Genomic DNA, 21,764 nt, shown 5'->3' with positions numbered 1-21,764 from the left:
AAGCCCGGGAAGTGCCGGGCTTTTGCGAGGAGGAAAGTAGCGCTCAGGAAAGAGCGGACGCGGGAGGAAAACGGCTCAGTCGAAGACGACGGTTTTGTTGCCGTAGGCGAGGACGCGGTTTTCGAGGTGCCAGCGGACTGCTTGGGCGAGGACCATTTTTTCGAGGTCGCGGCCTTTGCGGACGAGGTCGTTGACGTCGTGACGATGGGTGACGCGGGCGACGTCTTGCTGAATGATCGGGCCGTCGTCGAGGACGGCGGTCGCGTAGTGAGCGGTGGCGCCGATGAGTTTGACGCCGCGTTCGTGGGCTTGGTGGTAGGGGCGGCCGCCGGCGAAGGCGGGGAGGAAGGAGTGGTGGATGTTGATGACGGGGCGGCCGAATTTTTGGAGGAAGTCGGCGGAGAGGACCTGCATGTAGCGGGCGAGGATGACGAGTTCGGCGTCGAGCGAGCGGAGGAGGTCGAGCTGGCGGGCCTCGGAGGCGGCTTTGGTATCGGCTGTCACCGGTATGTGGTGAAACGGGAGGCCGTAGCCTTTGGCGGCGGACGCGAGGTCAGTGTGGTTGGAGACGATGGCGGCGATGTCGCAGGCGTATTCACCGGCTTTCCAGCGGAGGATGAGGTCGTGGAAGCAGTGGTCGAATTTGGAGACGAAGAGGGCGATGCGGCGGCGTTGCGAGGAGGTGGCGACGCGGGCGTTCATGCCGAGGGTTTCGGCGAAGAGCTGGAAGCGGGTGCTATCTGCGGCGGGCGCGGAGGATTGGGCGGACCACTCGATGCGTTGGAAGAAGACGCCGAGCTCGGTGTCGCGGTGCTGGTCGGCATGGAGGATGTTGCCGCCGTTTTCGAAGATCCATCCGGAGGTTTTGGCGACGAGGCCGGGACGGTCGGGGCCGTGGAGGAGGGCGACGAGGATGACGGGAGCGGATTCCATGCGGCGCGGAACGTAGAGGCGGGCGGCGGAGAATGTCACGCGTGGGAATCGGTGCGGCTGGGTGTGAAGGGTACGCAAACGGTTGGTGGGCTGGCGCGTGATTCGGGAAACGGAGGAGGGCCGAGGTGTGAGCTCGGCGATAATGTGCTGAAATGGGAATTGTTTATGGTTTTTGAGGGATTAGTTAGCAGATTTGTTATGAATGATTTCCGTGACATTTAACCTGGGAGAAACTTTCAGGGAAACCACTAGTGTAAATTGTTTGCTATAGATGGATAGGGGTTTCTGCTCAGGACATGGTTATCGAAACAGGCTCACGGATTTCAGGATCGCACACAGTTGTTGGAGCACGCGCGAATGCGGCGGAGGCTCAGTTGGCGGATGAGGGGGCGATCCGGGTGGTGTTTAACCGGTGGTGCGGGCCGGTGCAGTTTTTGGATCAGGATGCGCGGATGCGCGAGCAGGCGGAGCGGGATGAGTTGTATCAGGCGTTGTGCCGCTTGATAGCGATCAGCCGATTGCACACGGCGGGGATATCGGATCGTAAAGTGAGGGCGGGCGATGTGGAGCGGGTGATTACGTGCTTCCGGCGGCTGGCGTTGATGTGGAAAGTGCGTCCGTCGGAGATCGCGTCCTATTGCGAGACGCGGGCGGCTAATGATGACAATGTGCTGGCGCATATCGCGGACCCACTGCAGCTGCGGTATATCCTGACGTTTCACACGGATGTGCCGGGGGCAGTGGTGACGGCAGGGGATCTAGCGCGGTTGCGCGGGTCGTGCGTAGCGGGCGATCAGCAGGGTATGCGGGCGTGGTTTGATGAGATGGGCGAGAAGAAGGATGTGCTGCCGAAGGACACGCCGCAGGCGCTGCGGTATCTGTTGTTGCAGCTTTGGAACGCGGGCGTGGGTGATCTGGAGACGCTGGCGTACGAACTGGCGGTGCTGGACACGCGGATGTTTGACGCGATGGGCTGGGAGAATACGCGTATGTTTTGCGCGCTGCTTAAGCGGATCGGCGGTGGGCGGTATCCGGCTTTTGGAGCTTACATCTCGGACGAGGATATCGACGAAGCGCTCGAACTACATCAGGAGCTGGGGAACCTGGAGCAGGTCGCGCATTTCCGGGCGCTACTGACGGTCTATGAAACCAAGCTGGTGCGAGATCTGGAGCGGGCGGTTTTCTCCAGTGCGAAGTATGGCTCGGTGGTGGTGCAGCCCGATCCGGAGGTGGTGGCGATGAAGAAGGCGCGGGGCTCGCGGTTCTTGAAGTTTTTTGGCCTGGGGCAGTCGGCGGCGTGATCGCCGGGCGATTTTGAATCGCGACGAGCTCAGAAAAACGAAAAAGCCCGCCGAGAAATTCGGCGGGCTTTTGTTTTAAGAGATGACGGCAGGAATCAGCCGACGATCTGGACGTTGCCGACGTATTTCTGAATGGGGCGGACGCCGACGAGTTTATTTTTGAGGGCTTTGATGCCGTTGAGCGCGGCGTGAGCGCCAGTCATGGTCGTCATGATGCAGACGCTGTGGGCGTAGGCGGCGGAGCGGATCTTGTTCTCATCTTTGCGCGGGATCATGCCACCGGGCGTGTTGATGATGAGCTGGATCTGGCCGTTCTTGATCATGTCGACCGCGGTGGGGCGGCCTTCGTCGATCTTGGAGAGGCGGTTAACCTTCACGCCGTTTTTCGCGAGATGTTCGGCGGTGCCGCTCGTGGAGTAAACGGAGAAGCCGAGGACTTCGAGCTGGCGGGCTAGATCGACGGCGCGGGCTTTGTCGGCGTCTTTGACGGAGAGGAAGACGTTACCCTTGGTCGGGAGGCCGGGTTTCGCGGCGGCCTGGGCTTTCGCGAAGGCGATGCCGAGGTCTTCGTCGAGGCCCATGACTTCGCCGGTGGAGCGCATTTCCGGGCTGAGCGTGATCGTGGCTCCGGGGAAGCGCACGAAGGGAAAGACGGCTTCCTTCACGCACCAGTGTTTGGGCGTTTGTTCGCGGGTGAAGCCGAGGTCTTTGAGTTTCGCGCCGGTCATGACTTTGGCGGCGAGTTTCGCGAGCGGGACACCGATCGCTTTGGCGACGAACGGAACGGTGCGCGAGGCGCGCGGGTTCACTTCGAGGACGTAGAGCTGGTTGTCCTTGATGGCGAACTGGACGTTCATGAGGCCGATCACTTTCAGCTCTTTGGCGAGAGCGTGAGCGGCGTCGCGGACGGTCTGGAGCATGGCTTTGCCGAGCGTGTGCGGAGGCATGACCATGGAGGCGTCGCCCGAGTGAACACCGGCGAATTCAATGTGCTCGAGCATACCGCCGATGACGGTCGTCTCACCATCGCTGATACAATCGACGTCGAGCTCGATGGCGTCTTCGAGGAACTTGTCGATGAGGACGGGCTTGTCGGGCATGACGTCGAAGGCCTGGCGGACGACGTTGCGGAATTCTTCTTCGCTATAGACGATGAACATGCCACGGCCGCCGAGGACGAAGGACGGGCGGAGGAGGACGGGAAAGCCGAGTTCGCGGGCTGCGGCGAGCGCCTCGGCCTCGGTGAGGGCGGTGCGGTGGGCCGGGGACTTGAGCTTCGTTTTTTCGAGGATCGCGGAGAAGAGCTTACGGTCTTCAGCAGCTTCGATGCTTTCGGGGCTGGTACCGATGACGTTCACGCCGTTGGCCTTCAGGGCGGTGGCGAGGTTGAGCGGGGTTTGTCCGCCGAATTGAACGATGGCGCCGTGGCAGCCTTCTTGTTGGTAGATTTCGAGAACGTCTTCGAGCGTGAGAGGTTCGAAGTAGAGGCGGTCGGATGTGTCGTAGTCAGTCGAGACGGTTTCCGGATTGGAGTTAACCATCACGGTTTCGAAACCGGCTTCGCGGAGGGCGAAGGAGGCGTGAACGCAGCAGTAGTCGAACTCGATGCCCTGGCCGATGCGGTTGGGGCCGCCGCCGAGAATCATGATCTTCTTTTTGCCGGAAGGCGGGAGAATTTCGTTTTCGTCGCCGTAACTGGAATAGTAATACGGCGTGAATGCTTCGAACTCTGCGGCGCAGGTGTCGACCAGGCGGTAGGTCGTGTTGACGCCGAGTTTTTTGCGTTCAGCGCGGACGGAGTTGAGGTCGCTCTTGAAGAAGTGGGCGAGTTGAACGTCGGAGAATCCAAACTGTTTCGCACGGCGGATCGTGAGGGCGTCGACGCCTTTGAGGACGCGCTTCTTGAGATCGAGCTCCATCTGGATGATCTCGTGGAGCTGGGTGAGGAACCACTGGTCGATCTTCGTGATGTTGAAGATCTGATCGACGGTATAACCGGCGAGGAAGGCGTAGCGGATGTAGTAGACGCGTTCGGCGTTGGGCGTGCCGAGTTTTTGTTTGATGATCTTGTCGTCGGGGAGCTCGTCGCCGCCCCATTTGCCGCCACCGCCGCCGAAGCCGCGGGCACCGGTTTCAAGGGAGCGCAGACACTTCTGGAAGGATTCTTTGAAGGTGCGGCCGATGGCCATGGCTTCGCCGACGGACTTCATCGCGGACGTGAGCGTTGGATCAGCGTCGGGGAATTTTTCGAAGGTGAATCGCGGCATCTTTGTCACGACGTAGTCGATCGTAGGCTCGAAGGAAGCGGGCGTGAGGCGCGTGATGTCGTTGCGCAGCTCGTCGAGCGTGTATCCGACGGCGAGTTTGGCGGCGATTTTCGCGATGGGGAAGCCGGTGGCTTTCGAGGCGAGCGCGGAGCTGCGGGAGACGCGCGGGTTCATCTCGATGACAACCATGCGGCCGGTGACGGGATCGACGGAGAACTGGATGTTGGAGCCGCCGGTTTCGACGCCGACTTCGCGGATGACGGCGAAGGACGCGTCGCGCATAACCTGATACTCTTTATCGGTCAGCGTCATCGCCGGGGCGACGGTGATGGAGTCGCCGGTGTGGACGCCCATCGGATCGAAGTTTTCGATGGAGCAGATGACGACGCACTGGTCCTTGTGGTCACGCATGACCTCCATCTCGTATTCCTTCCAGCCGAGGAGGCATTCCTCGACGAGGACCTCGTGGACGGGGGAGATGTCGATGCCGTTGGCGGTGATGCGCTCGAACTCTTCCTTGTTGTAGGCGATACCGCCGCCCTGGCCGCCAAGGGTGAAGGACGGACGGATGATGAGCGGGTAGGCGCCGAGTTTTTCGGCGGCGGCGCGGGCTTCTTCCATCGATTTCACGGTGGAGGAGCGGGCGACATCGAGACCGATTTTCAGCATGAGCTGCTTAAAGGTTTCGCGGTCTTCGCCCTTGTGGATGGCCTCGGGTTTGGCGCCGATCATTTCGACGCCGTATTTTTCGAGGACGCCGGCTTTGTGCAGCTCCATCGAGAGGTTGAGCGCGGTCTGGCCGCCGAGGGTCGGGAGGAGGGCGGAGGGGCGTTCGGCGGCGATGATTTTTTCGAGCATCTCGACGGTGAGCGGCTCGATGTAGGTCACATCGGCGAACTCCGGGTCGGTCATGATCGTGGCCGGGTTGGAGTTCACCAGGATCACGCGGTAACCTTCTTCCTTCAGGGCTTTGCACGCCTGGGTGCCGGAGTAGTCGAACTCGCAAGCCTGGCCGATGACGATAGGGCCGGCGCCGATGATGATGATGGACTTGAGGTCAGTGCGTTTGGGCATGGACGTAGATTTCGGCGAGGGTTGAGAGCGCGTTACGGCGGAGCAAGGGGGAAAATGGCGCGTGTGTGTCGGGCGCGAAATTTTTTTGTCGTCCGACTGTAGATCGCGGAAACGCAGAAGGGCGGAAGTGCTGAGATGGAGCGATTGGGCAGCAAAAAGCCGCGTTTTGATTAACGCGGCTTGAAAGTTGAGGCAGGAAATGCCCGGGCGGTTATTTGATCTGGGAGGCGGGGATGCCGAGGACTTTGGCGGCTTTGGCTTTGTCGTCGTTGCAGGCTCGGAGCACGAGGTCGGTGTACTGCTTTTGCTGGCCGGCGAGGAAGTCTTCGAGTTTGGGCCAGTCTTTGACTTCCTTCAGGCGCATCGGGAGTTCCTGCGAGGTAATGACGCGGGACTCGGCGGTGGAGGCGAGTTTGGAGACGACTTGATGGAGTTCGGTGAGATTGCCTGGCCAGTGATAGGCTTGGAGGACTTCGATGGCGTCGTCGGTGAACTCGACCTGGCTGGCGTCGAAATTGGGGTTGGTGGTCTTGGTCGCGAAGTGTTTCACCAGCGCGGGGATGTCGTCGGTGCGATCACGCAGTGACGGAATCGCGACGGGCAGCGAGGCGACGCGGTAGAAGAGTTCGTCGTGGAAGGTGCCTTCGTCGGTGAGTTTTTCGAGGTCTTCGGTGGTGGTGCAGACGAGTCGGAAGCCGGAGGAAGTGGTGCGAAGGACGCTGACCAGTTCCTTCTGCATGGGCATCGGGAGGCACTGGAGGTGATGGAGGAAGAGGGTGCCGCCTTTGGCCTGTTTGATCCAGGTGCCGCCGCTGCCGCTCTGGCCGAGCAGGCCTTCGCGGAAATTAGCTTCGTCGCTGAGGGAGCAGTCGATGCGGACGAGTTGGCCGTCGGGGGAGGGATTAACGGCGTGGAGGATCTCGGCGACGGTGCTTTTGCCGGTACCGACTTCACCGTGGAGCAGCACGGGACTACGGACGGTGGAGAGTTTTTTGATCTGCTGGAGAAATTTTTTGAACTTGGCGCTGGAGCCGATGAGGCGGCTTTCGAGGTCGGCGCCCTTGGCGGAGGGGAAGGGGCTGTGGGTGTTTTTATCGGCGAGAGAGAACTGTTTATACTCCAAGCCGCGTTTGAGCGTGGAGATGAGTTCGTCGACGCGGAAAGGTTTCTGGAGGTAGTCGAAGGCGCCGAACTTGAGGGCCTGGATGGCGCTCTCGGTGGAGGCGTAGGCCGTCATGATGATGACGACGGCGTTGGGATCGAAGAGCTTCAGCTGTTTGAGGAGCGTGATGCCGTCCATCGGCTTCATGTCGATGTCGGCGAGGACGATATCCTGCTTCTCGGCTTTATAGCGGACCAAGGCTTTTTCGCCGTCGGTGGCGAAGGCGGTGGCGAAACCGGTGGGCTGGATAACCGCATCCAGCATCTCGTGGATGGAGAGAAGATCGTCGACGATTAGAACGGAAGGCATGAGCAGAGTCTGCCGCGAACTGATGGGAAAAAATCAGCGGGGGCGAGTCCTGTTTTGAGATCAACCTCCGGCGACGCCGGCGAGGTTGAAGATCGGGAGGAACATGGCCATGACAATGCCGCCGACGACGACGCCGAGGAACACGATTAGCAAGGGTTCGATCAGTGAGGTGAGCGCTGCGGTGGTGGCATCGACCTCAGTGTCGTAAAAGTCGGCGATTTTGCCCATCATGCCATCGACGTTACCGGTGGTTTCACCGGCTTTGATCATGTGCTTCATCATCGGCGGGAAAAAGCTGTTAGCCGCGATGACTTCGGAAACCTGGCCGCCTTGGCTGACGAATTTGGCAATATCAACGCAGGCGGCCTCAATTTGCACTTTGTCACTGGCGGCGGAGACAATTTCGAGGGTGCGAAGAATGGGGACGCCCGAACGAATGAGGGTCGCGTAAGTGCGGCAGAAGCGGGAAAGGGCGATCTTGTGGATAAGGTTTCCGAAGATCGGTGCACGGACCAAGAGATGGTCTTTCTGCGACCGACCGACCGGAGTTGCTATGTATTTTTGGACGGCAATGACGATGGCGACGATGGCGATGAGCGTTCCCAGGCCGCCCCAGCCACGGAGGAAATTGGAGACATCAATCAGTAATTGGGTGGGAAGCGGCAGGGCTTTGCCGAACTCAGAGAACATCTTTGAGAAAACGGGAATGACGAAGATGAGCAGGACGTTGACGAGGACCACGGCGAGGCCGATGACGGCGATCGGGTAGGTCATGGCAGACTTCACCTTTTTGGACAGCTTCACGCTGGCTTCAAAGTAGGCGGCGACTTTGCCGAGAATTTCGGCGAGCGCGCCCGAGGCTTCACCGGCTTCGATCATGGAGATGAAGAGCGAGTTGAAGGAGCGGGGAAATTTTTTGACCGCCAGGGAGAAGGAGTTACCGGCGGAGATCTCGGTGCGCACTTCGCGGATGATAATGCGGAAGACCGGATCCTCGGTCTGCTCCTGGAGCGCTTCGAGACATTGCACGAGTGGGAGACCGGCCGTGAGGAGCGAGGCGAGCTGCTGGGTGAAGATGGCGAGTTCGCCGAGTGGCAGCTTGTAGTTCTGCGCTTTTTTCTCGAGGGACTTTTGTTTGGCGAGGTTTTGTGCGACCCGGACGTTGGGGCGTGCTGATTGCTGGCTGGGGCGGAGGTTGCCCTTTGAAGCGGGGGCCGAGGAGATGAAAGCCATGATGGTGTCCAAGAAATGTCGGCACAAAAGTGTCGCAACTTCATTCCCTGCTTTAGCTTGTTAAAAAAACACGATTCTGGATTTGCCGAAGGCTTGCATCGCATGAGTTTGCGGAAGTCGTCGTGGCTGCCGCAGTGGTGGCGGACGTTCGTGTCGGGGGTGTTGGGAGCGGGGTGGTGGCGCTATTAAACCATCAGTGTGCGAGCGTGATTTTGCCCGGCGCGCGAGGGTTTTGAGGGCGAACTTGCGAGCGAAGGCTTGACCGGTAGTCGTCGTGGGCGAAGCTCCCGGCAGCAATTTTTAGCGGCTGTAGTTTAGTGGTAAAACTCCTCTCTTCCAAAGAGGTATCGTCAGTTCGATTCTGTCCAGCCGCTCCAAAAGCTTACCTCCTCCTCCTCACTCATGGCTGTGAGTTCTCGGCGGAGTGATGCGCGAGGTCTCCCGGTGTGTATAGCGTAGAAAATTTGCACACACGAAGAGATCGAAGGCGTGAAGCCGCAGCAATGTCCGGCTCTGTATTGGCTCTTTGGGTTCATTGAACAGGGCGCGCATGAGTGACTGGTCTCTGATTCGGCCACGCTGCTGGCTTTTGAGTTGCGCCACATGGAGGGGATCGGACGCTTCAGGGTGAACGTTCTTGGCATCGGAGCGCCGGGCTGGACATTTCGGAGCCACCGGAGTCGATATGCAGATGGAACTCCCAAAAGCCTTCTTGCGTTGATGGATCGTCCAATCACCGGCAGGCACCTAATAACAGTCACCTACTACACATGAAGAAATTCCTCGTTACCCTCCTTGCTGCCGGGCTTCTCGCCTTCAGTGCAGTGCATGCGTCCGCACAATCCGAGGCCGCTCCCAAATCGGTCATGCATGTGGTTACCGTGTCCTGGAAAGCCGATGCGAAACCGGAACAGATTCAGGCGGCACTCGACGGCGCGCAGAAACTTCCGTCCGCCTACAAAGGGATCACTCGCGTGTGGGCCAAAACGATCAAAGCCCAGGGCGACCGCACGCACGCGATCGCGATGGAGTTCGCGAGTGAACAGGCGCTCAAGGACTACACCGGCAGCGATGCGCAAAAAGAGTGGTACAAAGTTTACCTGCCCATCCGTGAGCGCAGCACCACGTTTGACGTGACGAACTGAAGAGAGCTTTTCGCTCCATAAAAAAGGCCGCTTAAGAGCGGCCTTTTTTGCGTCCATGTACCTGCAACTCAGGAACGAGATATTACTCGATTTGGCGGGAGTGAATCACTGACCCAGAAACCACGCAGCGAGTTCGCGAGCGGGTACGCTCTTGGTTGCGCCTTCGCCATCTGGCGAGGTGACGAACAGGATCGCCGCCGTAATCCAGATCGCGTGAAAAACACGGGAGGTCTTTTTGGGCGTGGTGGCGACAGTGGATGCGGTGGTCATGACTACAGCCATTGCGGCCTCGTTGCCACTCACAAGCCCGGTCACGCCCTCTGAGGAATCAAAGGAAACAGCCTGGGGTGCGCCCCCTACTCGACTCCCGATCAGGAGCGCGTTTTCACCCGTTTTGCGGTCCGCGCTGCGGACTGGCAGTCAGCGATTCGCAGCGGGAATGGCGGTTATAGCCTTTTCAGAAAAGTCATGGTTGCGCGGGTGAAGAGCCGGGCTTCGTGGCGACCGTGGACGGCACGGAGGTTGTCCCTCCAGGATACGGTCATGACTTTATTTGAACTGCTCTAACCTGTATGGCCGGGGAATAGGCTTTCGGTGCTGCGTCGAAAGACGACTTCCTCAATGGGCCTGGCGATGAGCAGTCATCCGGTACGGGTCGGGATAAAAATCCGGAGGTTTCTTTTGAGCGGGTTTTGATCAGTGTCGGGTGCTTGTCGTCCACACTTCTCATCCAAGAAAGCCGGCGCACGCTGGCACTGGCTTTTCCGATCATCGTCGGACAGGTGGGGCAGATGCTGATCGGGATCACGGATACGGCGTTGATCGGGCGCGTGGGGACGGTGCCGTTGGCGGCGGCGGCGTTTACGCACAGTGTGTTCGGCGTATTTTTTATCGTGGGAATCGGGTTGCTGATTCCGGTGGGTGTGTTCTCGGCACGGGAGTTTGGGGCGGGGGATTTGCGCGGATGCGCGGCGTGGTTGCGGCACGGCCGGATGGTGGCGCTGGCGGTGAGTGCGGTCGGGGTGGCGTTGATGGCGCTGCTCGTGACGCAGCTGGATCGTTTCGGGCAGCCGCCGGAGGTGGTGGCGATCATGACGCCGTTTTATCTGCTGATCGCGGCGTCACTGGTGCCGACGTTGTTTTTTCAAGTGCAGCGTCAGTTCGCGGAGTCGCTCGGGCATCCGTGGGTGCCGATGATGATCATGCTGGTGGATGTAGCGCTGAATGCGTTACTCAACTGGATGTTTATCTGGGGGCATCTGGGCGCGCCAGCGATGGGGCTGACCGGTTCGGGTGTGGCGACGTTGATCGCGCGGACGGCGGCGGTGGTGGCGATTGCGATGTGGCTGCGGCGGGCGAAGGCGTTGTCGGCGGTGCGCGCGGCGGCGGTGAATGGGAAGTGGGAGCGCGAGCGGTTTCGCGCGCTGTGGCGGATGGGGCTGCCGGCGGGTGGGGCGATGTTGTTTGAGGCGGGGGCGTTTGGCGCGGCGGCGTTGATGATGGGGTGGCTGGGGGCGACGGCGCTGGCGGCTCACCAGGTGGCGCTGAGCTGCGCGGCGTTTGCCTTCATGTTTCCGCTCGGGCTTTCGACGGCAGCGAGCATGCGGGTGAGCAATGCGATCGGCGAGGGGCGGCGCGAGGCGCTGCGGGCGATCGGGTTTGGGGCGCTGGGGATGTCGAGCGTGTTCGTGCTGGTTTTCGCCACGGCATTTGGGTTCGCGGGGGAGGCGATTGCGCGTCTGTTTTCAGCGGATACGGCGGTGGTGGCGCTGGCGGCGAAGTTGTTGCTGGTGGCGGCGGTGTTCCAGCTTTTCGACGGCGCGCAGGTGGTGGCGGGCGGGGCTTTGCGCGGGCTGACGGATGTGAAGGTGCCGACGGCGATCACGTTTGTCGCTTACTGGATGCTGGCGCTGCCGGGCGGATATTTTCTCGGCGTGCGCGGGGTGGGGCCGCTGGGTGTCTGGGGCGCGCTAGCGGCGGGGCTGGCGTTTGCGGCGGTGTTTCTGGCGTGGCGGTTTGCGCGGCTGACGCGGGTGGCGGTGGGTTGATCAGGCGAGCTGGCGTTTCACGTCGGCGGAGGAGCGGCCGGCGATGTGGACTAGCTTGTGGCGGGACTTTTCGCCTTGGAGGAGAGTGACGGCGCGTTTGGGGAGGCCGAGTTTTTCGGCGAGGAAGGCGCAAAGCTCGTCGTTGGCGCGGCCTTCGAGGGCGGGGGCGTGGACTTTGATTTTAAGCGCGTCGCCGAGCCTGCCCGCGATCTCGGTGCGCGGCGCGTTGGGGATGGCTTTGATGGCGAGCGTGCAGGTAGGGCCGGCCATGTTTTCGATCCTGCGGTCAGGCGAGGGCTTCGGCGAGGGCGGCGATGATGTCGTCGGCGGGTTCGGAGCCGATGGAGAGGCGGAGGAGTTCGGGGTCGAGGCCGGCGGCGGCGAGTTGAGCGCGGCCGTGTTCACTCGTCACCAGATCATAGTGCGCGAGGTAGATGAAGGGGCATATGAGGCTGGTCTTCATGCCGAAGCTGGGGCCTTTGGGGAGGCTGAGGCGGTCGTAGAACTCCGCGAGGTTTTCCACGGTGAAGCTGATCATGCTGCCGATGGAGGCGGGGGAGCGGGCGATCTTGAGATAGTTGTCGCGAGAATCTGGATGCTCGGACCACCAGACGTTTTTCACGCGCGGATGATTGAGGAGAAACTCCACGACGGCGGGGGCGGTGCGGTTGACCTGGGCGATGAGCGCGTCGACGTCGCCGATCTGGGAGGCGAGGCGGGAGAGGTCGCGGCTGTAGACGGGCTGGAGTTCGCCAGGAAGGAGGCGCCGGAAGTCGGCGGCCCAGGGGCTGCGGGGGTTGACGACGATGGCACCGGCGAGGACGTCGCCTTCGCTGGCGGTGTATTTGGTGAGGCTGTTCACCGCGACATCGGTGTGGGGGAGGATGTCGATATTGAGGGGGGAGGCGATGGTGGGGTCGGCGACGAAGATGGCTTGGTGCGCGCGGCAGAGTTCGTAAATGGCGGCGAGGTCGGGCGTCTGGATGAGGGGATTGGTGGGGACTTCGGTGATGAGGCCGGCGATTTCGTGGCCGCGGGTGGCGAAGAGTTTCCGGAGCGCGGCGAGGTCGAAGACGTTGTGCTGGACGACGTAATCGTGCGCGGGCTGGCCGGTGAATTTCTGGAGGATGGCGATGGTGTCGAGGTAGAGCCAGCCGAGCTGTATCCAGAGTTTGCGGCCGCGGGGGCGCTGGAGGGAATCGGCGGCGCGGAAGGCGGCGTAGACGGCGTTCATGCCGCTGTTGGCGAGGAAGACGTCTTCGGGCGAGGCGTGCTGAAAGGCGCGGGCGACGGCGCCTTTGACGCGGCTGGCGGCGTAGCCTTCGAAGGTGGGCTCGGGGTGGGGGGCGGGGAGTTCGCCGACGCGGACGAGGTAGTCCTCGGCTTCGCGCGAGGAGAGGAGGGTGCCGGTGTGCTGGAGGTAGGTTTTGGCGCGGGCGAAGGTGTCGGGATTGGCGGGGAAGGCGACGCCGCTGACGCAGACGTTTTCGACGACACGGGCTTCGGGCACGCCGAGCCAGGCGCAGAGGGTGGCGGCGGCGTGGGCGGAGGAGGTGGGCCAGAGTTGCCAGCCTTCGAGGCCGAGCGTGTGGAGAATGTGGGCCGCGGTTTTTTTGAGAAACGGGTGTTTCACGAAGCGCGGATAGCCCGAGGTCATGTGCCGGGTGATCTCGGGATTTTTTTCCTCATAGCCGATGACGGCGCGCATGGTGGGCAGGCTGGCGGAGACGGCGTGCGGGGTGCCGGCGGGAATGCGCTGACCGAGTGGCAGATGGCTGAAGGCGGACATGAAGCGGCGAACGTGGAGAATTGCGGTGCGCGGGGCAACGCCGGTGTTGAAAGCGGCAAGGAGCGTGCTGAATGTGGCGGTTTATGAAGATGGTTTCCTGGAACGTGAATGGCATCCGCGCGGCCCTGAAGAAAGGGTTTGCGGAGTATATGGCGTCGGTCGGCGCGGACGTGATTTGCCTCCAGGAGACGAAGTGCCATCCGGGCGACGTGCAGCATGTGGCTTGGGAAACCGGATACGAGCCGGTGTGGGCGAGCGCGGTGAAGAAGGGGTACAGCGGCACGGCGATTTTCAGCCGGGTGAAGCCGAAGAGTGTGACGACGGGCATCGGGCTGGCGGATCATGACCAGGAAGGGCGAGTGATCACGGCGGAGTTCGCGGACTTTTATGTGGTGAATGTTTATCAGCCGAATTCGCAGCGCGGGCTGACACGGCTGGAGTATCGGACGCAGGAGTGGGACCCGGCGTTTCTGGCGTTCTTGAAGAAGCTGGAGAAGAAGAAGCCGGTGATTTTCTGCGGCGACCTGAACGTGGCGCACCAGGACATCGACCTGAAAAATCCGAAGACCAACCGCCGCAATGCGGGATTCACGGATGAGGAGCGGACTAATTTTTCCAAGGTACTGGAGGCGGGATTCGTGGACACGTTTCGCGAGTTCGAGAAGGGGCCGGATCACTATACGTGGTGGAGCCAGATGATGAACTGCCGGGCGCGGAACATCGGGTGGCGCGTCGATTATTTTGTCGCGAGCGAGAAGCTGAAGCCTGCGTTGAAGCGGGCGTGGATCAGCCCGGAGGTGATGGGCAGCGATCACTGTCCGGTGGGGTTGGAGGTCGGCTGATATGAGCGCGACTACAGTGAAGAAAAAAATTAAAGCGGGTGTGAGTGCAGGCGCGCAGTTGATCGCGAAGCAGCGGAGGCGGACGTCCACGCCCTGGGCGGTGGTGCGCGGTTCGGCGATTCACGGGCGCGGATTGTACGCGGTGAAGACGATCCCGGATGGGACGCGGATCATCGCGTACGATGGCGAGGTGATCACGAAGGCGGAGTCGGACCGGCGCGAGGCGCGACGGCTGGCGCGCGAAGAGGCGGGGAAGGATGGGTGCGTGTATGTTTTTGAGCTGAACAAGCGTCACGACATCGACGGCTCGATGAGCTGGAACACGGCGAGGCTGATCAATCATTCGTGCAAGCCGAACTGCCGGACGGAGATTGTGCGCGGGAAGATCTGGATCATCGCGAAGCGCGAGATCGCGGCGGGCGAAGAGCTTTTTTTTGATTATCGCTATGGTTTCGCGACGTGGCGGGAGCATCCGTGCCGGTGCGGGACGGAGCGGTGCGTGGGGTTCATCGTGGCGGGCGAGTATCGCTGGCGGGTGCGCAAGATTTTGAAGGCGGAGCGGGTGGCGGCGAAGAAGGCGGAGCGGATTACGCAAAAGCGCCGAGGAGGCGTTTGACGATGGGGCGGGCGAGTTTGGCGAGGGAGGGATTGGCGTAGCCGATCCAGGTGACGGCGGAGGTCGTGTCGAGCGGCGTGGTGACGGCGGCTCCGTTGAGGGGATTTTCGACGAGTCCGCCGGCTTCGGTGAGGATGAGGGCGGTGCAGATGTCGTACGGGTGGCAGACAAGCGAGGAGTGGAGGCCGAGTTTTTTGAAAACGAGCGGGCGGAGGTCGGCGATGAGGCGGTCGTGGCCGGCGAGGAGTTCGTAGAGCTGGCCGCCGGTGCTGATGTATTGGTCGTCGAAGACGAGCGGGGAGTCGCCGACAGAGGCAGCGACGCCCGGCTGGTTTTTGGCGGGCGGATGGAGAGCGGCCCAGAGTTTTTCCTCGAAGGCGGCGAGGAGGGTTTTGCCGTCGGGGAAGAATTTCGAGACGCAGGCGAAGCCGTGTTTGAAGTCGCGAGCCTGCGAGGGGCGGACGGAGAGCTTTGTGGATTTACCGGTGAGGATATTGACGGCTGTGGCGAGGACGCCGCGAGGGCCGCCGCCGCGGATGGCGCTGAACTGGTCGGCGCGCCATTGTTTGCTGGTGGGGAGCTCGGTCATGGCGGCGACGGCGATGTCGCGGAGCGTGGTGCGCGGGCCGCGTTGCGGGGCGAGGCCGGCGAGAATCCAGGCGGAGCGTTTGTCGTACATGAGGCCGCGGGTGCCGTCGATGGGGTCGAGGATGCATTTCCAGTCGGTGCGGGCGACGGGCGTGCCGAACGGGAAGGTGAGGTTGTGGCCGTCCTCGATGCCTTCCATGACGAGTTCGACGGGCCAGGAGCGGGGCCAGTTTTTTTCGAACCACTCGATGATGGCGTGTTCGCTGAGTTTATCGATGTGGTAGATGGTGTCGGCGGCGGTGACGGCGGCGATGCGGGCAAATTTCGAGGCTTCGCGGGCGCGGGCGGCGAGGATCGTGTCACGGATGTGATTTTGAAGATCGCAGAGGAGGAGGCGGGCGCGGGTGAGTTGGGGGGCGGTCATGGGGGCAGAGGTGGCGCGAAAAGTTGAGAGCTGAGTGTTGAGAGTTGAGAGACGGAGGCAAAGGGGATGTGCGGATGGCGTGAGGTGAGCGGGACCGGTTGTGTGTGTATGACTGTCGTCAAATATAGTGACGGCTGCGGGCTTGCGGGCGGGAGTCGCGGTCACAATCTCGCCGTCGCATGTCGTCTAGCACCCCGCCCTCCCACGACCCGGTGCATAGTGAAGCGTTTCTCGCTTTGCTGATGCGCCGACAACTCAAACTTTCCGTCGCGTGCGCCGCGGCGTTTTTAGTCGTCCTGCTCGGACTGCCGCTCGCCAATTATTTTGCGCCCGAGCTGATGGCCACGCGTGTGGCGGGATTCACGCTGACGTGGTTGATCCTCGGCGTGGTTTTCTTCCCGGTGGTGTGGGTGATCTCGTTTGTCTTCATCAAGCGCTCGATGGGGCTTGAGGCGGATGAAGTGCGGCAGATCGAAAAAGAAAGGCAGGGCTGAGCCATGGATCTCCTGAACACTTCTTCTTCACTCACGCTGCCACTGGCGATGTTTGCGAATGTCGATCCGTGGATCTTCGCGTTCTCGGCGATCACGGTGGTGATCACGGTGTGGATGGGTTTTCGCTCGGCGAAGACCTCCAAGACTGCGGGCGATTTTTTCGTCGCGGGGCGCTCTGTTTCGGTCGGCTGGAACGCGTCGGCGATCTCCGGCGAATATCTTTCGGCGGCGTCGTTCATGGGTATCGCGGGCATGGTCATGGCGGTCGGCTATGACGCGTTGTGGTATCCGGTTTGTTATGCCTGCGGTTATCTTTTCCTGCTGCTGTTCATCGCGGGACCGCTGCGCCGCTTCGGTGCTTATACGATCCCGGATTTCGCTGAGGGCCGTTACGACTCGCCGATCTTTAGAAAGATCGCGGTGGTTTTCGTGATGTTCATCGGTCTGTTCTACACGCTGCCGCAGATGAAGGGCGCGGGCACGACGCTCGCGTATATTTTCCCCGGTCTGCCGTACTGGGTCGGTGTCGCGGTGGTGGGCGCGGTGATCACGCTCAATGTCGCGCTGGGCGGCATGAAGGGCATCACGCTCGTGCAGGCGATGCAGTACTGGATGAAGATGTTCGCGATCAGCGTGCCGGTTTTCGTGCTGATGGCGGTCTTCGGCGGGTACGGAAAAAATCTCGGTGCCAACGACGGGCGCACGCTCGCGGCGGCGATGAATCCGGTGGCGGAAATTTCCGCTCCGGCCGTGGCTGGAGCCGGAACTCCGGCGGAGGTCGCGCGCCATCCGTTGCCCGCGAAAGCGCCGTCGGATGAGGCGTGGATCGCGCCGTTTGGTCCGCTCACGACCAAGGCTGCGAAGGCGGCGGGGCTGTCGGCGGAAGAGAGCAAGCCGCTCTCGTTGGTTTATACTTACTCGCTGATCATCGCGCTGGTGTGCGGGACGGCGGGGTTGCCGCATATTCTGGTGCGTTTCTACACGAACCCCGACGGCGCCGCGGCCAAGCGGACGACGATGTGGGTCATGATTTTGATCGGCGTGTTTTATGTTTTCCCGCCGGTGATGGGTGTGATCGGGCGCAATTTACTGCCTGAACTTTATGCGGCGACGGGCGCGAAGGGCACGGACAAGATCGTGCTGGAGCTGCCGCGCATCATCAACGAGCGCTACGGCGTGTGGGGCTCGGTGCTGAGCGGCATCGCGTGCGCGGGTGCGTTCGCGGCGTTCATGAGCACGTTCTCAGGCTTGCTCGTTTCGATGACGAGCGCGCTGGCGCACGATGTTTACGGGCGCATGTTGCGTCCGCAGTCCACGCCGGAGCAGCGCATGAAGATGTTCAAATTCGCGGCGATCGGGATCGGCGGTTTGTCGGTGTTGCTGGGTTCGCAGGTCGAACAGCTTCAAATTAACTTCATGGTCGGGCAGGCGTTCGCGATCGCGGCGGCGAGTTATTTCCCGCTGTTGTTCATGAGTGTCTGGTGGCGTGGGATGACGATGAAGGGCGCGGCGACGGGTATGTTGAGCGGCGGTATCGCGGCGCTGATCTGCACGACGATCATCAATCTCGGCGATTTGAAGATCGTGGATCTGGCGGCGTTCTGGGCGGCGCATCCGCTGCTCCGCATTCTGTGCGAGCAGCCGGCGATCTGGGCGGTGCCATTGGCGATCGGCTTGATGATCGTGGTGTCGAAGCTGACGGCGTCGCAGATTCCTGGAAACATCCGGATGAAGATGCTCGTGCTGCACGCGCCGGAAAAACTCGGCCTCAAGCAGGAGTATATTCAGGAGCAGCAGTCGGGGATGGGACACTGACCAAGCCGCGCGAGCGCGGCTTGGAAATCGCAAAGGCCAAAGGGCCAAGTGCCAAAAAGAAGAGAGCAGAGCGCGCTGGATTTTTCCGGCGCGCTTTTTTGTTCTTAGAAGAGAGCGCGAGCGGTGGTGAGTTCACGTTCGAGGGCGGCGAGGTAGCGTTCGCGGGGGACTTCGCGGGCGCCGAGGCGTTGCATGTGCGGGGTGAGTTGCTGGATGTCCATCCAACTGGAACCGCGGGACGCGAGGTGTTGGGTGAGGTGAATGATGGCGAGTTTCGAGGCGTTGGGTTCGTGGTGGAACATGCTTTCGCCGCAGAAGACGCCACCGGCATCGACGCCGTAGAGACCACCGATGAGTTTTTTGTCGCGCCAGACTTCGACGCTGTGGGCGACTCCGGCGTGATGGAGTGCAGTGTAGGCGGCGATGATCGCGGGGGCGATCCAGGTGCCGTCTTGACCGGGGCGCGGGGCGGCGGCGCAGGCGGCGATTACGGAGGAGAAAGCGCGGTCGATGGTAAAGGTGAGGCCGCCGCGCCGGACGGTTTTTTCGAGGGTGCGTCCGGGTGTGAGTTCGTCGAAGACGAGGACGGCACGCGGATCGGGAGAGCACCAAGGGATCAGTTCACCCGGAAGGCTGGGCCAAGGAAAGATGCCGGTGCGGTAGGCGGCGCGGAGGTTTTCGACGGTTAGCGCAGTAGCGTCGGTCCAGACGATTTCCTCAGGGCCGGCGGCGATTTCGCGGAGGCTGGGGAAGGTGAGGCGCATGGCGGGAGGACAAGGAGCGGGGAAGGCAGCTGGGCGGCGGTTTTGGCGGCAGTAGTTAGTAGCTGGTAATTGGTAGTAGGGCGCAAGCGGCGGACGGTGGCGCGGTGCCGGACGGGCTTTGCGATGTGGCCGCGTCATTTTAGACGCGGAAGTGTAGTGATCGAGTCGAGGGGCCGCGTCTTAAATGACGATGCTACGGGAGGCGGCTATGGGAGGCAGCAGGGCGCCTCCATCGGAAAGACGATTATTCAATCGCGGCGTAAAGCCGCTCCTACAGCCGGAGACTCACTCGCGCTTGAGTTCGCGGCCCATGAGGCTCGCGAGGACTTGGGCGGGGGGCTTGGAGTCGCGGAGCATGGCGCGGATCTCGCGGAGGATGGGGGCGTCGATGCCGCGGGCGTTGCAGAGTTCGTTGAAGGACTCGGCGGTTTTGTAGCCTTCGACGACGGTTTTGCGTCCGGCGAGGAGCTCGGCGGTGGTGCGGCCTTCGCCGAGGCGTTGACCGAATTCGCGGTTGCGGCTCCAGCCGCCGTGACACGTTGCCACGAGGTCGCCGAAGCCGCTGAGGCCGTAGAAGGTTTCGGGGCGCGCGCCGAGGGCCTGGCCGACGCGGACCATTTCGGCTAGGGCACGGGTGAGGAGCGCGGCTTTGGCGTTGTCGCCGAGTTTGAGTCCGTCGCAGCAACCGGCGGCGATGGCGTAAACGTTTTTGAGGCAGCTGCCGATTTCGACGCCGGCGACGTCGTCGGTCGTGTAGACGCGGAGGGTCGGGCCGCTGAGCGCGGTTTGGACGGCGGCGGCGAAATCGTTGAGGTGGGAGATGCCGAGCGTCATGGCGGCGGGCTGGCCGCGGGCGAATTCGGCGGCGTTGGTCGGGCCGGTGAGCGCGCCGGCGCCGTACTGCGGGAGCGTGGCGGAAATGATTTCGGTGGGGCGGAGGTGCGTGCCGACTTCGAGGCCTTTCGAGAGGCTCACGATGTAGCGGAGTTGCGTGGCGAGGGAGAGGTTGTCGCGGATGCGTTCGCAGGTTTCGCGGAGGACCTGGGAGGGGCAGGCGAGGAGGATGACCTCGGCTTCCATGAGGACCGGCGTGAGTTCGTGGCCGAGTTGGATACTGGGCGGGAGCGGGATGCCGGGGAGGTAGTCGGTGTTTTCGCGGGCGGAGGAGATGGCGAGCGCCTGCTCAAAGCGTCGCGGGCAGAGCGTGACGGTGTGGTTGAGGCGGCTGAGGTGGATGGCGAACGCCGTGCCCCAGGCACCGGCTCCGATGATGGCGAAATTCATGAGGGAAAGTGTGTTTATTCTGAGGGCTTAGCCTCCAGTTTTTCTGAAAACAGCAGGGCTTTGTCCGACCAAGCCCATCCAAAGAGAAAACCTGCCAAGGTAATATCAATGGTGCCGATCATCGACCAAGCGCCATAGACTATTCCCCCAGGGAAAACCCAAAGCCAGAGGGTTTGGAGTGCCAGCCCTCCAGCGAATACCCAAAGCCCGAACCTGGATCGGAAAAACAGAATAACACTGCCGACCAAATCGATCCCGAATCCGATCATCCAACCTAGATACCCAAGGCCCCAGAGTTCCAAGGAAGGAGCAAGCGAGTCCAGATAGTCTCTCACCTGGTAGGGGATGCGTGTATCCACTTTTTGCGCGTTGAACCAGATTCCGATGGCCAAAATTACATGCGTAATCAGGAGCCAGCGGAAGAGAGGGAGCTTGGGATGCGAAATTCGGGGTGAAAGCGATGATTCAAGCAGGGCGGTTGGAGCAAATCCGCCGGCACGAAGTATTTCGAGGGCCCGCTCAAACTGCTCGTCCTGCACCTTAACCTGAAATCCACCGGGGAACCCGGCGATTGGTTGTGGTGTGTTCTCTTGAGGAACAAAGGTCTCGATACCTTCAGCCTCAAGAATCGAACTCACAACGGCGGCTTCTGCGGGGTTGTTGCACGTGAGTACGGTTTTCATCGGGCTGGAGATATGGGGTAACGGCTACTCGGGAAATTTCCGCGCTCTGACGGCTTCGGTGTAGGCGGTGAAGCCGGCTTTCATTTGGGCGCCGGCGTCGGCGAATTGTTTGGCGAAGGCGGGGACGTAACCCGGCGTGAGGCCGAGGAGGTCGGTGTAGACGAGGATCTGGCCGTCGCAGTTGGGGCCGGCGCCGATGCCGATCACGGGGATTTTAACGGCGGCGGAGATTTTTTGGGCGACGGCGGCGTCGGTCAGTTCGATGAGGAGGGCGAAGGCACCGGCTTTTTCGAGGGCGACGGCGTCGGCGAGGAGCGAGTCGGCTTCGGCGGAGTTGGTGCCGAATTTTTTGTAGCGGCCGAGAGCGTGGATTTGTTGCGGCTGAAGTCCGATGTGAGCCCAGACGGGGACGCCGGCTTCGACGAGGCGGGCGATGGTCGGAGCCATGGAGGCGCCGCCTTCGATTTTCACGGCTTCGGCGCCGGCTTCCTGCAGGAGGCGCTGGCAGGCGCGGAGGACTTTTTCGAAATCGTAGTGGGCTTCGCCGAAGGGGACGTCGGCGGCGATGAGGGCGTTGGGTTTCGCACGGGCGACGGCGGCCGTGTGGTGGCAGATCATGTCGAGCGTGACCGGCACGGTGGTGTCGAAGCCGAGGAGGACGTTGCCGACGGAGTCGCCGACGAGAACGATGTCCACACCGGCGTCGCTGGCGAAGCGCGCGATGATGGCGTCGTAAGCGGTGACGGCGACGATGGGCCGCTGGCCTTTGAGCTTACGGAGCGTGTGGACGGTGGTTTTCAAATATCGGAATCGGAGTTTCGGAGGTTACACAGAGGGCACGGAGGTGGCACAGAGAGGGAGAGGCGTGCAGGTGTGCGGAGTGCATGCCGTGATAGCTGCGATTTGGATTCGGATTTCTACGGAAGGGAACGAAGGTCACAGAGACGCCAATGGCGGAGAGATGTAGTAGTCGTTTTGGTCTCTCCAGCCTTT

General features: G+C 61.6%; 19 protein-coding genes and 1 tRNA gene. 8 read left to right on the top strand and 12 right to left on the bottom strand.

All coding sequences use genetic code 11. From position 1 onward, the window contains the following. Nucleotides 1–75: 75 nt before the first annotated feature. Nucleotides 76–933 carry a formyltetrahydrofolate deformylase gene (gene purU / locus CMV30_RS06400; RefSeq protein ID WP_096057650.1) on the bottom strand — a complete coding sequence of 286 codons (858 nt, stop codon included), beginning with the start codon at nt 931–933 and terminating at the stop codon, nt 76–78. A 296-nt stretch (nt 934–1,229) separates the two neighbouring features. Here purU and CMV30_RS06395 point away from each other — a divergent pair, with 296 nt between their 5' ends. After that, complete coding sequence (locus CMV30_RS06395) at nt 1,230–2,234, top strand: hypothetical protein (protein ID WP_138223169.1); 1,005 nt, start codon at nt 1,230–1,232, stop codon at nt 2,232–2,234. Nucleotides 2,235–2,329: 95 nt separating this feature from the next. Here the strand turns inward: CMV30_RS06395 and carB are convergent, their stop codons facing one another. From carB to CMV30_RS06380, 3 genes are all read right to left on the bottom strand, one after another. Continuing rightward, nucleotides 2,330–5,575 (bottom strand): carbamoyl-phosphate synthase large subunit, encoded by a 3,246-nt coding sequence (gene carB / locus CMV30_RS06390; protein WP_096055241.1) that lies wholly within the window; start codon nt 5,573–5,575, stop codon nt 2,330–2,332. A gap of 211 nt (nt 5,576–5,786) precedes the next feature. After that, the gene (locus CMV30_RS06385; RefSeq protein ID WP_096055240.1) at nt 5,787–7,046 is read right to left on the bottom strand and encodes a sigma-54-dependent transcriptional regulator; all 1,260 of its coding nucleotides are present in this window, start codon (nt 7,044–7,046) and stop codon (nt 5,787–5,789) included. A gap of 60 nt (nt 7,047–7,106) precedes the next feature. Continuing rightward, a complete protein-coding gene (locus CMV30_RS06380; protein ID WP_096057649.1) occupies nt 7,107–8,279 on the bottom strand; it encodes a type II secretion system F family protein in 1,173 nt (390 codons plus the stop codon). A gap of 303 nt (nt 8,280–8,582) precedes the next feature. Between CMV30_RS06380 and CMV30_RS06375 the strand changes: the two genes are divergently transcribed. Together CMV30_RS06375 and CMV30_RS06370 are read left to right on the top strand one after the other, a co-directional pair. Further along, a tRNA-Gly gene (locus CMV30_RS06375) sits at nt 8,583–8,656 on the top strand. A gap of 393 nt (nt 8,657–9,049) precedes the next feature. Continuing rightward, nucleotides 9,050–9,424 (top strand): Dabb family protein, encoded by a 375-nt coding sequence (locus CMV30_RS06370; protein WP_096055239.1) that lies wholly within the window; start codon nt 9,050–9,052, stop codon nt 9,422–9,424. 105 nt (nt 9,425–9,529) lie between these two features. On the opposite strand, the gene CMV30_RS19765 is transcribed toward CMV30_RS06370, so the two are convergent. Further along, nucleotides 9,530–9,694 (bottom strand): hypothetical protein, encoded by a 165-nt coding sequence (locus CMV30_RS19765; RefSeq protein WP_175414755.1) that lies wholly within the window; start codon nt 9,692–9,694, stop codon nt 9,530–9,532. A gap of 440 nt (nt 9,695–10,134) precedes the next feature. Between CMV30_RS19765 and CMV30_RS06365 the strand changes: the two genes are divergently transcribed. Continuing rightward, the gene (locus CMV30_RS06365) at nt 10,135–11,472 is read left to right on the top strand and encodes an MATE family efflux transporter (protein ID WP_245844417.1); all 1,338 of its coding nucleotides are present in this window, start codon (nt 10,135–10,137) and stop codon (nt 11,470–11,472) included. Here the strand turns inward: CMV30_RS06365 and CMV30_RS06360 are convergent, their stop codons facing one another. Continuing rightward, nucleotides 11,473–11,742 carry a DUF167 domain-containing protein gene (locus CMV30_RS06360; protein WP_096055238.1) on the bottom strand — a complete coding sequence of 90 codons (270 nt, stop codon included), beginning with the start codon at nt 11,740–11,742 and terminating at the stop codon, nt 11,473–11,475. A 16-nt stretch (nt 11,743–11,758) separates the two neighbouring features. Further along, on the bottom strand, nt 11,759–13,261 hold the full coding sequence (locus CMV30_RS06355) for a PLP-dependent transferase (protein ID WP_096055237.1): 1,503 nt from the start codon (nt 13,259–13,261) through the stop codon (nt 11,759–11,761). 83 nt (nt 13,262–13,344) lie between these two features. On the opposite strand from CMV30_RS06355, the gene CMV30_RS06350 reads away from it, so the two are divergent. Further along, nucleotides 13,345–14,103, top strand: coding sequence for an exodeoxyribonuclease III (locus tag CMV30_RS06350; RefSeq protein ID WP_096057647.1), 759 nt, complete (start codon nt 13,345–13,347; stop codon nt 14,101–14,103). 1 nt (nt 14,104) lies between these two features. Then, complete coding sequence (locus tag CMV30_RS06345) at nt 14,105–14,719, top strand: SET domain-containing protein (protein ID WP_096055236.1); 615 nt, start codon at nt 14,105–14,107, stop codon at nt 14,717–14,719. Here CMV30_RS06345 and CMV30_RS06340 read toward each other — a convergent pair. Beyond that, complete coding sequence (locus CMV30_RS06340) at nt 14,691–15,731, bottom strand: inositol monophosphatase (protein ID WP_096055235.1); 1,041 nt, start codon at nt 15,729–15,731, stop codon at nt 14,691–14,693. The genes CMV30_RS06345 and CMV30_RS06340 overlap by 29 nt on opposite strands. Nucleotides 15,732–15,910: 179 nt before the next feature. Between CMV30_RS06340 and CMV30_RS06335 the strand changes: the two genes are divergently transcribed. Continuing rightward, on the top strand, nt 15,911–16,225 hold the full coding sequence (locus CMV30_RS06335) for a DUF485 domain-containing protein (protein ID WP_096055234.1): 315 nt from the start codon (nt 15,911–15,913) through the stop codon (nt 16,223–16,225). 3 nt (nt 16,226–16,228) lie between these two features. Continuing rightward, on the top strand, nt 16,229–18,040 hold the full coding sequence (locus tag CMV30_RS06330; RefSeq protein WP_096055233.1) for a solute symporter family protein: 1,812 nt from the start codon (nt 16,229–16,231) through the stop codon (nt 18,038–18,040). A gap of 104 nt (nt 18,041–18,144) precedes the next feature. Here the strand turns inward: CMV30_RS06330 and aat are convergent, their stop codons facing one another. The 4 genes from aat to panB all read right to left on the bottom strand — a co-directional run bounded on the left by aat (nt 18,145) and on the right by panB (nt 21,572). Then, nucleotides 18,145–18,804 carry a leucyl/phenylalanyl-tRNA--protein transferase gene (aat, locus tag CMV30_RS06325; RefSeq protein ID WP_175414754.1) on the bottom strand — a complete coding sequence of 220 codons (660 nt, stop codon included), beginning with the start codon at nt 18,802–18,804 and terminating at the stop codon, nt 18,145–18,147. A gap of 285 nt (nt 18,805–19,089) precedes the next feature. Continuing rightward, the gene (locus CMV30_RS06320) at nt 19,090–20,088 is read right to left on the bottom strand and encodes an NAD(P)H-dependent glycerol-3-phosphate dehydrogenase (protein WP_096055231.1); all 999 of its coding nucleotides are present in this window, start codon (nt 20,086–20,088) and stop codon (nt 19,090–19,092) included. Between the two features lie 14 nt (nt 20,089–20,102). Beyond that, nucleotides 20,103–20,771: a putative signal transducing protein gene (locus CMV30_RS06315; protein ID WP_096055230.1), complete on the bottom strand. Its 669-nt coding sequence runs from the start codon at nt 20,769–20,771 to the stop codon at nt 20,103–20,105. A gap of 24 nt (nt 20,772–20,795) precedes the next feature. Continuing rightward, nucleotides 20,796–21,572, bottom strand: coding sequence for a 3-methyl-2-oxobutanoate hydroxymethyltransferase (gene panB, locus CMV30_RS06310; RefSeq protein ID WP_096055229.1), 777 nt, complete (start codon nt 21,570–21,572; stop codon nt 20,796–20,798). Nucleotides 21,573–21,764 lie beyond the last annotated feature (192 nt).

It is taken from the genome of Nibricoccus aquaticus (assembly GCF_002310495.1).
GTDB lineage: Bacteria > Verrucomicrobiota > Verrucomicrobiia > Opitutales > Opitutaceae > Nibricoccus > Nibricoccus aquaticus.
This window is presented reverse-complemented; position numbering and strand designations above follow the sequence as displayed.

What these genes read in the sequence shown, in the direction of transcription:
- purU (WP_096057650.1), bottom strand. Translation starts at nt 933, where the DNA reads ATGGAATCCGCTCCCGTCATCCTCGTCGCCCTCCTCCACGGCCCCGAC.
- CMV30_RS06395 (WP_138223169.1), top strand. Translation starts at nt 1,230, where the DNA reads ATGGTTATCGAAACAGGCTCACGGATTTCAGGATCGCACACAGTTGTT.
- carB (WP_096055241.1), bottom strand. Translation starts at nt 5,575, where the DNA reads ATGCCCAAACGCACTGACCTCAAGTCCATCATCATCATCGGCGCCGGC.
- CMV30_RS06385 (WP_096055240.1), bottom strand. Translation starts at nt 7,046, where the DNA reads ATGCCTTCCGTTCTAATCGTCGACGATCTTCTCTCCATCCACGAGATG.
- CMV30_RS06380 (WP_096057649.1), bottom strand. Translation starts at nt 8,279, where the DNA reads ATGGCTTTCATCTCCTCGGCCCCCGCTTCAAAGGGCAACCTCCGCCCC.
- CMV30_RS06370 (WP_096055239.1), top strand. Translation starts at nt 9,050, where the DNA reads ATGAAGAAATTCCTCGTTACCCTCCTTGCTGCCGGGCTTCTCGCCTTC.
- CMV30_RS19765 (WP_175414755.1), bottom strand. Translation starts at nt 9,694, where the DNA reads ATGACCACCGCATCCACTGTCGCCACCACGCCCAAAAAGACCTCCCGT.
- CMV30_RS06360 (WP_096055238.1), bottom strand. Translation starts at nt 11,742, where the DNA reads ATGGCCGGCCCTACCTGCACGCTCGCCATCAAAGCCATCCCCAACGCG.
- CMV30_RS06355 (WP_096055237.1), bottom strand. Translation starts at nt 13,261, where the DNA reads ATGTCCGCCTTCAGCCATCTGCCACTCGGTCAGCGCATTCCCGCCGGC.
- CMV30_RS06350 (WP_096057647.1), top strand. Translation starts at nt 13,345, where the DNA reads ATGAAGATGGTTTCCTGGAACGTGAATGGCATCCGCGCGGCCCTGAAG.
- CMV30_RS06345 (WP_096055236.1), top strand. Translation starts at nt 14,105, where the DNA reads ATGAGCGCGACTACAGTGAAGAAAAAAATTAAAGCGGGTGTGAGTGCA.
- CMV30_RS06340 (WP_096055235.1), bottom strand. Translation starts at nt 15,731, where the DNA reads ATGACCGCCCCCCAACTCACCCGCGCCCGCCTCCTCCTCTGCGATCTT.
- CMV30_RS06335 (WP_096055234.1), top strand. Translation starts at nt 15,911, where the DNA reads ATGTCGTCTAGCACCCCGCCCTCCCACGACCCGGTGCATAGTGAAGCG.
- CMV30_RS06330 (WP_096055233.1), top strand. Translation starts at nt 16,229, where the DNA reads ATGGATCTCCTGAACACTTCTTCTTCACTCACGCTGCCACTGGCGATG.
- aat (WP_175414754.1), bottom strand. Translation starts at nt 18,804, where the DNA reads ATGCGCCTCACCTTCCCCAGCCTCCGCGAAATCGCCGCCGGCCCTGAG.
- CMV30_RS06320 (WP_096055231.1), bottom strand. Translation starts at nt 20,088, where the DNA reads ATGAATTTCGCCATCATCGGAGCCGGTGCCTGGGGCACGGCGTTCGCC.
- CMV30_RS06315 (WP_096055230.1), bottom strand. Translation starts at nt 20,771, where the DNA reads ATGAAAACCGTACTCACGTGCAACAACCCCGCAGAAGCCGCCGTTGTG.